At 23.9% G+C, this 11,455-nt stretch carries 7 protein-coding genes; 3 read left to right on the top strand and 4 right to left on the bottom strand.

Translation table 11 applies throughout. The features are described 5' to 3' along the window. Window positions 1–5: 5 nt before the first annotated feature. The 3 genes from N747_RS0100745 to asnS form a co-directional block, all read right to left on the bottom strand. Window positions 6–947 (bottom strand): carbohydrate ABC transporter permease, encoded by a 942-nt coding sequence (locus tag N747_RS0100745; protein ID WP_024563396.1) that lies wholly within the window; start codon window positions 945–947, stop codon window positions 6–8. After that, the gene (locus N747_RS0100740; RefSeq protein WP_024563395.1) at window positions 948–2,054 is read right to left on the bottom strand and encodes an ABC transporter ATP-binding protein; all 1,107 of its coding nucleotides are present in this window, start codon (window positions 2,052–2,054) and stop codon (window positions 948–950) included. A 269-nt stretch (window positions 2,055–2,323) separates the two neighbouring features. Continuing rightward, window positions 2,324–3,835, bottom strand: coding sequence for an asparagine--tRNA ligase (gene asnS, locus N747_RS0100730; RefSeq protein ID WP_024563394.1), 1,512 nt, complete (start codon window positions 3,833–3,835; stop codon window positions 2,324–2,326). Window positions 3,836–4,802: 967 nt separating this feature from the next. On the opposite strand from asnS, the gene dnaA reads away from it, so the two are divergent. The 3 genes from dnaA (at window position 4,803) to N747_RS0100715 (ending at window position 9,632) form a co-directional block, all read left to right on the top strand. After that, window positions 4,803–6,317, top strand: coding sequence for a chromosomal replication initiator protein DnaA (gene dnaA, locus N747_RS0100725; protein WP_024563393.1), 1,515 nt, complete (start codon window positions 4,803–4,805; stop codon window positions 6,315–6,317). Window positions 6,318–6,621: 304 nt separating this feature from the next. Next, window positions 6,622–7,758, top strand: coding sequence for a DNA polymerase III subunit beta (dnaN, locus tag N747_RS0100720; protein ID WP_024563392.1), 1,137 nt, complete (start codon window positions 6,622–6,624; stop codon window positions 7,756–7,758). Window positions 7,759–9,218: 1,460 nt separating this feature from the next. Beyond that, the gene (locus N747_RS0100715) at window positions 9,219–9,632 is read left to right on the top strand and encodes an SVM family protein (protein WP_024563391.1); all 414 of its coding nucleotides are present in this window, start codon (window positions 9,219–9,221) and stop codon (window positions 9,630–9,632) included. A 1,488-nt stretch (window positions 9,633–11,120) separates the two neighbouring features. Here the strand turns inward: N747_RS0100715 and N747_RS04205 are convergent. Next, window positions 11,121–11,243: a hypothetical protein gene (locus tag N747_RS04205; RefSeq protein WP_275039425.1), complete on the bottom strand. Its 123-nt coding sequence runs from the start codon at window positions 11,241–11,243 to the stop codon at window positions 11,121–11,123. Window positions 11,244–11,455 lie beyond the last annotated feature (212 nt).

Below are 11,455 nucleotides of genomic sequence, written 5' to 3'. Positions count from 1 at the left end.
ATTTATTATTTATTTAGTTTCTTTTCAAAAAAGAAAAAATTAATAGCAGTAAAAAGAATAGAAATTAAAAGCAAAATAACAGTAGCTGCAGCGCCTCTGGAATAAGAATCCATTAAAGTTCCTTCTAATTGTTGATAAATATAGCCTACCACAGTATTTACCTTGGTAGTATCAGAACTACCAAAAACTCCAATAACAGATTCATATTCTTTAAAAACTTGAATTATTGCAATGATAAGTTGATAAAGAATAGTAGGAGCAAGTAGGGGAAGAGTAATTTTTCTAAAAATAGTTATTTTGGAAGCGCCGTCAATTCTAGCAGCATCGTAATAATCTTTACTAATGTTTTTTAATCCCACACTAAAAATTAAAATTTGGAAGGGGAGGGATTTCCACACTACATAAAAAATTAAAACAAACATTTTATGCGAATAAGGAGCTGCAATGTTAATCCAATCTTTTTGGAGCCCAAAAAAAGAATTAAAAAAGCCTTCGGGACGCATTTGGATGCCAAAACTATTGTGATAAAAAAGAACTGCAAAAACCATTCCCATAATAACAGGATTTGTTAAATAAGGGAGGAAAAAAATGGTTTGAAAAACATTTTTAAAAAAACGATTATAAATACTGTTAAGTGCTAAGGTAATCATTAAAGATAAAAAAATAGAAATAGGAACAGCAGCAAACACCAGTAAAAAAGTGTTAAAAAGAGCGGTTCTAAAATTAGGATCACAAAAAGTAGTAGTATAATTGGAAAAATTAAAAGAATAAGAAAATGTATCTGCAAATTTATTATATCTACTATCCAAAGAAATAAAAAGAGTTTTTACCAAAGGATAAAAATTAAATAAAACCATAAGAATTAAGGCAGGAGCCAAATAATACCAATGATTTTGTTTGGAATATTTAGTGGAATTGTGATGGAAAAGTTTTTTTAGGAATGACATTTAAAAAATCCTATTTTCGGTTTTTTTATCAAAAAGAAAACACTTATTTTCTTTAATTTGGAATCTAATTTTTTTCTTGGAAATAAATCCTTGGGGAAAAATAATATCTTTACTTTTTTCATCAAAGACAAGGCGGAAAGTTTTTTTAACAGCTTGAGGATGTCTTGCTAACATCATTAAATTTCTGCCAACATTTTCTAAAAAGAGAGGTTCGATTTCAAAATTACCTTTTGTATCAAACCAATAACTTTCGGGACGAATGGCTACATAGATTTCTTGATTTAGATTTTTTAAAGTTTTGTTAGAAGAAAAATCAAAAAGAAGTGAATCTCCAATAGTTACTTTTCCAAAAGTAATTTTTCCTTCAAAAATAGAAATGAGCGGATTGCCTAAAAATTTGGCAACAAACAAATTGTTAGGATTGGCATAAACTTCTTGAGGAGCACCTTTTTGTTGGATTTGTCCTTTATTCATTAAACAAATTTCATCACTAATAGACATCGCTTCTTCTTGGTCGTGTGTGACAAAAATAGCAGTTATTCCAGTTTTTCGTTGGATTCTTCTAATTTCTTCTCTAGTTTTAAGGCGTAAACCTGCATCTAAATTGGATAAGGGCTCGTCCAAAAGCAAAACTTGAGGTTCTTTTACCAAAGCTCTAGCAATTGCAACACGTTGTTGTTGTCCGCCTGAAAGTTGATGGGGTTTTTTATATAAATGATCGGTAATTCCCACTAACTTGGCAATTTCTTCTACTTTTTGAACAATAATGTCGCGTGCAAATTTTAGATTTTCTAGTGGAAAAGAAATATTTTGTCTAACTGTCATATGAGGATATAGGGCGTAATTTTGGAAAACTAAACCAATACTTCTTTTTTCAATAGGCAAGTGAGTGACGTCTCTGTTACCAAAAAATATTTTTCCAGCCGAAATATGATGAAGTCCTGCAATCATGTAAAGAGTAGTTGATTTGCCACAACCCGAAGGACCTAAAAGACTTACCAATTTTCCTTTAGGAATGTTGATGTCAATTTTTTTTACAGCATAAGTTTCTTTTTTAGTTTGTTTATCGATGAAAATTTTAGAAACTTGTTCTAATTTTATACCCATTTTTTGTATTCCTTATTTTAGCTTTTTGGCTTTTAATTTTGTGATTGTGATTTTGGTTTGGTTTTATTATTTTAATTTTATTATTTTTAACTTTTTTTATTATTTTTGTTTTTGGTTTTTTTGTTTTTTAAAATAAGTAAAAGCAAATTTCCCAACAAAAAATAAAAAATGTTTTAAAAAAACATTTTAGGATTAAAAATATTTAAGAAAAGGATTAAAAAAATTTTAAAGTTTTTTTTAAATTGATAAATAAAAAACGATACTACTAATTAAAAAACTAAATTATGATAAGTTCTTGGAAAAGCAATTACATCACGAATATTGTCTAATCCTGTTAAAAAAATTAGCAGCCTTTCAAATCCTAAGCCAAAACCTGAATGAATGCATCCCCCAAAACGGCGTAAATCTAAATACCATTCCAAATCTTTTTGAGAAATTTTCATTTGTTTCATTTTTTCAATTAAAACTGATAAATTTTCTTCTCTTTGCGATCCACCAATTAATTCTCCTACACGAGGAACCAAAAGATCTATAGCGGCTACTGTTTTTTGATCGGGATTATTTTTCATGTAAAAAGCTTTAATTTCTTTGGGCCAATCAACAATAAAAACTGGTTTTTTAAAGTATATTTCGGTTAAGTATTTTTCGTGTTCGGTTGCCAAATCAGCTCCATAAAAAAGGGGATTTTCAAATTTGGTGTTACTTTTTTGCAAAATTTCTAAAGCTTGTTCATATTTTACTGTCAAAAATTCTTTTTCCTCAGCGATGTTTTGTAATTCTTCAATTAAACCGTTTTTTTCTGTCTTATCCAAAAATTCTATATCTTGATAATTTTGTTCCAAACATTTAGCAATAACGAATTGTAACATTTCTTGGGCGACTTTTAAATTTTGAGATAAATCACAAAAAGCCATTTCAGGTTCCAACATCCAAAATTCAGCGGCATGTCTTGGAGTATTTGATTTTTCAGCTCTGAAAGTAGGACCAAAAGTGTATACTTTATTTAAACCCAAAGCCATCGCTTCTGCTTCTAGTTGGCCTGTTACTGTTAAAAAAACTTTTTTGCCAAAAAAATCTTTTTGATAATCAATTTCATTTTTACTGGTAGTCTCATCGTCAGGTTTGGAAGCGTTTGGAATATTTTTTGTTTGTGGCAAAACTTCTAAATTAAGGGTTGTAAGTTGAAATAATTCACCCGCGCCTTCGCCATCATTAGAAGTGATAATGGGGGTGTTGATATGAAAAAAACCTTTTTTTTGAAAAAAACTGTGCAGGGCAAAAAAAGCGGTATTTCTAATTCGAAAAACTGCTCCAAAAAGTTTGGTTCGCACTCTTAGATGAGATATTTGTCTCAAAAAAGCCTTCGAATGTTTTTTGGGTTGAAGCGGATAAGAAAAATCACTTGCGCCCAAAAGAGAAATATTTTGGGCACTAATTTCAAAAGGAGTTTGGGGATTATTAGTTACTTTTAGAATACCTTCTACTTGCAAAGAAGCCCCAATTTGCAAAATTTCTTTTAATTTTTCTAAATTAATTTTATTTGGAGATTCGTTGTTGGTATTGACTTTTTGATTTTCTTGAAATTCGGTAATTTTGGCGGTTTCGGTTTTTTTGGTTTCTTTACAAACAATTTGTAAATTTTCCAGAAAAGTACCGTCATTTAAATCAATAAAAATTAATTTTTTTTGATAACGGCAATTTCTAACCCAACCATTTAATAATATTTTTTTTTGATAAAATAACTCTGGTTTTTGAAAAATATCTTTGATAGAAATTTTCATTGTAATTTACTAATCCTTTGTTTTTATGTAATGTTGTAATATTTTGGTTTTAAATAGAAAAAAGCGAAATGAAACGAATAAGAATTAAAAAAGTGGTAAATATAAAAAGAAAAAATGATGGTAAAATGTTTTAAAAATTATAAAAGAAAAAAGGAGAAGAATTAGTAATATGAAAAATAATTTTTTGTTTATTTTTTTTTAATTAAAATAAATCTTAATTAAAAAAGTAAAAAAATAAAAATATTTCAAAAAAACATTTAAAATAAACATTTAAAATAAAAATAAAAAAATAAAAACAATTACAAATTTATTTTATCATTTTTAAGTTATATTTTGATATTTTTTTGAAAAAAACGCAATAAATTAGAATAAAAAACAATAACAAAATAAAAATAAAAGTTAGGAAAAAATAGGTTTAAATGTTCCTAAATTTTAAAAAAAGTTCCTAAGTTTTAAAAAAGTTTAATTTTTAGTTGTAAAAAACTAACTTAAAAAAGTATTAAAATAAAAAGTTAATATTTCCTAAAATTGTTCCTTATTTTTTAAAAAGAAAGGTTTTTCAAAGTTAGGAAAAAGTTATCTTTTTGTTCCTAAAAACTGTGGCTTTTTATGTTATTATTTTATTGAATAATTTTATTTTTTTTAGAAAAAATGTAAAAGCAAAAAAGTTTTAAAAATAGTTGTTAAAAATAAATTGTTTCTAACTGTTAAAAATAGTTCCTAAAATGTTACTAAATTTTTCCTTAATTTAAGGAAAAAATAAAGTTAAAGCGATGTTTTTTGAATTTAGGAACAAAAAAATATGCTTCATAATAATAATAAATTTAATAAAATAATAAATTTAATAAAATAATAAATTTAATAAAATAATAAATTTAATAAAATAATAAATTTAATAAAATAATAAATTTAATAAAATAATAAATTAATAAAAAATATTAAAGGTAATATTAAAGGTAATATTAAAATGAATAATTATACTAAAATTTGGGAAATAATTTTAAATGAACTATCAAAAATTTACAGTGATGAAGTTTTTAGAGAAACATTTTCAAATATTAAAAAAATAAACCAAATTGAAGAAAAAATTATAATTTCAGTAGAAACTGAATTTATTAAAAATAAAATATATAAAATGTATTTTGAAAAAATTCAAAAAATAACTAAATTGAAATTCGAAGAAAAAATTATAATCGAATTTGTTTCAGAAAAAAATAAAAAAAATTATAATTTTGATGCTGAAAAAAATCATTTAGAAAATATTAAAGAAGAATTTAAAAATGAAACTGAAAATGATTTTTGTAAAATTGAAAATAATAATAAATTTAAAAATAATAAACATTTTGAAAAAAATGAAGAAAAACAAATTGAAAATAAAACTAATAACGAAACAAATGTTGAAATTGAAAATCGAAAAATAAGTTTTAACAAATACAATTATGGAAATACTAATACAAAATATAGTTTTGATAATTTTGTTGTGGGAAAAAGTAATAATTTTGCGTTTAAAATTGCCAAAAAAATTGCTGAAGAAAAAAAAGTAACCACAAATCCACTCTATATTTTTGGAAAAGCAGGAATTGGAAAAACCCATCTAATTCAGGCAATCGGAAATCATATTTTGAAAAAAACACATTCAGCCAAAAAAATTCTATATGTAAAAGCTGATGGTTTTATTGAAGAGTTTACCAACCAATTAAGAAAAGCCAAAATGGAGGATTTCAACGAAAAATACCGTGATATTGATCTTTTATTAGTTGATGATATTCAAATTATGGCAGGTGCTACAAGAACTCAAATGGAGTTTTTTAAATTATTTGATTATCTTTATTTAAACCAAAAACAAATTGTAATTACAAGTGATAAACAAGCATCAGAACTAAAAAATATTATGAGTAGATTAACTTCGCGTTTTGAAGCTGGTCTTATGGTCGATATTCAAAGTCCTGATTTTAATCATCGTCTCAATATTTTGAAAAAAAAAATATTAGAATTTGAACCACAAAATCCTTTGAAAATAAAAAAAGATGTCCTTGAATTAATTGCTTCTTCTTTTGTTAATAATGTTCGTGAAATGGAAGGAGCTTTATTAAGATTATTGAATTATGCTCAAATTTTTGGTTATGATATTGATATTAATATTGCCAATGAAGCCTTAGAACTTTTGATTAAAAGCAAAAAAAGTGTTTCTTATGATGAAGATGTTTTGGAAAAAATCAAATTAGTTGTTAGTAATTTTTTCAATATTTCAGTTCGCGATTTAATGAGTAAAAAAAAACAACAAAAATATACTTTTCCTCGTCATATTGCTATGTATTTAATAAAAGAATTAAAAGATATTCCTTATAATATTGTTGGTAGTTTTTTCAAAAGAAACCATTCTGCAGTTTTTAAAGCTTATCAAAAAATTAAAAAAAATTCTCAAAGTGATTATGAATTAAAAAAATCCTTAGAACTTATTTTGAAAAAAATTAATTCTTAATAAATTAATTAAATAATAAATGAAATTAAAAATGAATTAATAAATTATCTATATTTTAAAAAATTATCTTTTAAATATTTGATGATTTTTAACTTTTTTAGTCTGTTTTTGAAATTGTATAATATAAAAAAATATAATTAAAAGTAAGTTAAACATCAATTAAAATAACTTTAAACGCCATTATATAAAATATTAATAATAAAAAAATAAAAGTTAATGCAAAATATTAAAATAAAGATATAAAACAAATAATAACAAAAAATTAAAATAATTACTACAAAAAAAGATAAATGAGGTTTAATAAATGTATTTAGAAATTAATAAAGATATTTTTTTGGAACAACTTTTAAAAATACAAAAAATTTTACCCCAAAAAACTTTTTTCCCTATTTTTAATGCTCTCAAAATTCAAACACAAGAAAATAACTTAATTTTAGAAGCTAATAATGGTAATATTGCAATTAAAATAGAAATTAAAGATAAAAGTTTAAAAATTAAAAAACAAGGTAAAATTGCTTGTTTAGGAAGATATTTTATTGAAATAATTAAAAAAATTAATGATTCTTTAATTAAAATTACCGTAATGGAAAATAATTTTTTAGTAATTAAAACTAGTTTTTGTGAATATAAATTAAAATTAATGGATGTTTCTGATTTTTTAGAACTTGATTTTTCTTTCCAAAAATTAGATTCTTTCCAAATTGAAACTCTTTTTTTTAAAAATATGATTAAAGAAGTGAATATTTCTACTTCTAAAAATGAAAAAAGACCTATTTTAATGGGACTTAACTTGATTTATCAAAACAATCTTTTAAAAGCTTTTGCTACTGATTTTTTTCGAATGAGTCAAAAAAAAATTAATCTAGATATTAAATATCACAATTTTAATATTGTTATTCCTAATAAAAGTTTAGAAGAATTAAGTAAAATATTAGAACATTGTCAAAGTAAACATTTAAAAATTTATTCTGATGCTCAAAAAATCTTTTTAGAAATTGATAATTTATGGTTTCAAACTTCACTTTTAGAAGGAAATTATCCCCAAATTCAAGAAATTAAAATTACAAATTTTCCTTTTTCCATTCATTTAAATAAAGATGATTTAATTAAAGCCTTAGAAAGGGTTTCATTGTTGTTTTCCAAAGAACAAATAAATACCAATGTTATTAAATTTATTTTAACTGAACAAAATTCAATTGAAATTTCGTCTTCTAGTGAAATTTTGGGAACTGCTTTGGAAAAAATTACTCCTTTAAAAGTTAGTGCAAATAGTTTTAAAATTGCTTTTAATGCTAAATATTTAGAAGATGTTTTAAAAGTTTTATCAGTTAAAGAAGTAGTTTTTTATTTTGATAATCCCTTAAAACCATTTATTATTACGACTTTGGAAAAAGATAGTTCTATTTATTTGATTTTACCTATTCCTTTGGAAAATGATTGATATTATATATTTTAAGTTTTTTTATTTTAGAATAACTATTATTTAATTTTAAATAATTACCTTTTTAAATGAATTAAATAAAAAATAAATATTGATATAATTAAAGCATTTAATAATGCAAAAAATAACAAATCATTTTCTTTTAAATTCTTTTTTGCATTAATCCTAAAGTAATCATTATCAATTTTTATAAACACAAACATTATTACAAAATAAATTAAAAAGTAAATTAACTCCCCACATAATTTTTAATATAGATAAAAAAGCATTATATAAAAAAATATTTTCAAAAGAAAACATCACTAATGATTACAAAATTATAATTACACAAAATTTAGATTTGCTATACAAAAACAATATTATTATTAATTTATTATTGATGATAATATTATAATTTAATTAATAAAAAAAGATTTTTTGCTAAAAGAAACGATATTTGAAATAATATTTTAAAATAACTAGTAATCGCCTACAAAAATAACTTGACACTTGGAAAGGTTCAATTATGCCTTTTGTTTTAAAAATTGATAGATCTATTAATCAAAAAGTTAAAAAATTAAATTCTTTGTTAAAAAAATGATTTTAATTAAAATGAAAAGATAAAATATGTTAAAATGTTAGTATATTAAAAAATCATTCGAAAGGAACAAGAACCTATAATCAAAATTAAAAAAATAATTAAATGTTTTTTTTGAGTTAACTCTCTTTTTCATCATTTTTTTAATAGAAATGAACATCATTAAATTACTGAAAGAATAAATCCCTAGTTTAAAAGAAACCAAATTCGAAAAAACTAATGAATGGTATGACGAAAAACAAAAATTTACAACGATTGAAGCCAAATATACTTTTGATGACCTTAAAACTGGGTTAGTTATTATTAACAAAAAACTCAAGACAAAAAAAGAAGTTTTAATAATGATATTTTAATCGTTTAAGAACGACCTCGAAACCCAAAAAAAGAATCCTTCTTAAAACTCACCTAGTTACATCATAAAACACCATCCTTTCGACCGTTTGTGAATAAAGATTGGTTATACTTCTTATTACCATACTACTTTAAAAGGATTCAAAAATGCTCAATTCAATACTAAAGATAATAATTATTTATGGCGTTATATTATAAATAATTCAAAAAAACAACGACACGAAGGCCCAGGTGTCAAATATTCAACCGTTAAATACAAAATTCTTAAAAACTTCTTAGACTACAACAAAGACTATTACATTGGACGTACTAGTTTCGGATGATTCCAATTTCGTTCGAATCAATCCCTGATTTTCACCTCCATTTCAACCATGTTCGTAAAACTTTATCTATTTTTCAAAATAAACACAATTAACGATAAAAATCCAAGAAGCCGAAAATGATAAAAGAAACAGCTCTGATTGGTGATAAAATTTAACAACTTCCAATATTTTAAATTTAAAAGAATAAAAACAAAAAGGAGATTTAATTAATGTTTAAAATCAAAAATAATTTATTATTGTTATTGAATGCATTTTTTTTATTTACTTTCTTAGGGTTATTTTTAATTACTAATAATCAACAAGTAATGGCCGCCCCTAATGAAGAGTTTGTTGGCGATATGAGAATCGTTAATGTAACTGTATCAAATATTGATATTCTTAAAAAACATGAAACATTTAAACAATATTTTGATTTTACACTAACTGGACCGCGTTATAATGGAAACATAGTAGAATTTGCAATGATATGGAAAATTAAAAATCCACCTATTAATTTATTAGGTGTTTTTTTTGATAATGGCACCAGAGATGATGAAGATGATAAATATATATTAGAAGAATTAAAAAAAATGGGTAATGGAGCCAAAAATATGTATATTTTTTGGAAATATGAACAAAAATAATTTTTCTGAATTAGAAAAAAGAGTTAAAATAATGTTTAAATTACAAAATCAATTTAAAATAATAAGCATTTTTTTATTTGTTTCTTGGGATTGTTATTTATTATTGTTAATAAATAATATACTTTTCCTGAAATAGAATTAAACGTAAGAAAATCAACCCGAAGAAGAAAAAAATAATTCAATCTCAGAATTAAATAACGTTTTTAATGATATGAGTTTAGATTCTCAAACACGTATAAACAGAATGAGTATAATTTCTGAAATAAATAGATATTATAGGAATATTGTAGGAAATGAAATCTAAATAATAAATCAAAAAAATATCGAATATGATAAAATACAATCTATAAAAAGACAAAACAACCAAAATCAATCAAATGAATAATAGAAAACATTAAAATAATTAAATTTTTACCGAGTGATTTTATCTTTTGAATAATTAACTTATTTTCTATTTATTTGGATTATAATCGTTTATTATGTCATTAAATTCTACCTTTTTAACCGTAAAAATAAAGTATTAACCTAATTTTAAAACAAGAAGGAATGTTGGTTCAATTTTATCAACATTTAACCACAAAGTAACCCAATCATTATGTGGCGGAATTTAATTAATAATTGGTTGTTAACTAAGTTAAATAACATGCTTAAAACTATAAAGCGATTATTTCTCTATTTATCAAAATCAATGGTTAAACTTATTTTTATTAACAATTATCTTACTTTTTCTTTCTCATTTCTTATATTTAATTGATTTTCTTTTTAAATGTCTTTATCACTTTTTTATTTTCTTTCTTATTTAGGAAACATTATTAAAGAAAATGTTTAAAAAAGAGTAATTATTATTCGCATCAAAAACTTAAATCAACGCACCAAATTATGGTACCAACACCGAAAAAATTATTAACACTTCTGAAATCGCTTCAATTAAGGGTTTGGGGATGCTTTTCGTTCCATATGTGGAAAAATTAGTCAATGATAAACTCTTTGGGATAACCTTTACCACTAATTGATGTATACAATACAAAAAGGAAACAATATTAAAATTACTGATTTATAACAAAAAAACTTTTAACGGAAGACATTACCAAAAAAAGTTTATACTATTAATAAAAAAATAAAAGCTAAATTAAAAGTAGTAGACGATTTAATCAATTAAAGGGGAATAGGTTATAATTACTAAATAATTTGAAAGTTATTGGTTTTTAATTTGGGAATTAAAATTTATAACTAACCTTTTTATTATCCTAAAGATCTCAATTCCCGAATAAGCAACCATGCCAAAATCAATTCCTGTAACGGTTTTAAATCAATGTAAACGCCATTAGTTCTAGTTTTACAAAAAAGCTCTCTTCAGCAGCCGCTCCTCCAAGAGGACAAACTATATTATATTTTAGTTGATTTTTGGTATAACAAAAAAATCTTTATCAGAAAAGTAGGCCAAATATAACCTAACGCCCCCACTTATTGGATTGATTGTAAGGGTTCTTACTTTTTCTGAACTATGAGGGTGTTTTTCATTACAATTGCAGCATGCCCTGCTTCGTGATAAGCTGTCATTTTTCTTTCTTTATCATCGATTTTGAAAGATTTTTTGGCAGGACCCCTCATATATACTTTGTCAATGGATTCTTCTAAATCTTACATTGTAATTGAATCTTGTTTTTGGTTGATAAAATTAGTTGCCTCATTGAGTATTGCTGCAAGTTCTGCTCCTAACATGCCTGGGGGGGTAGTTCGGGCTACTTTTAACAAATCAACATCCTCATCTAATTTTTTCTTTCTGGTGTGTACTTTGAAAATAGCTTCGCGCGTGCTTTTCT

This window comes from Candidatus Phytoplasma tritici (genome assembly GCF_000495255.1).
GTDB lineage: Bacteria > Bacillota_I > Bacilli_A > Acholeplasmatales > Acholeplasmataceae > Phytoplasma > Phytoplasma tritici.
The sequence above is the reverse complement of the archived record's forward strand: the minus strand, read 5'-3'. Positions and strand labels throughout refer to the sequence as shown.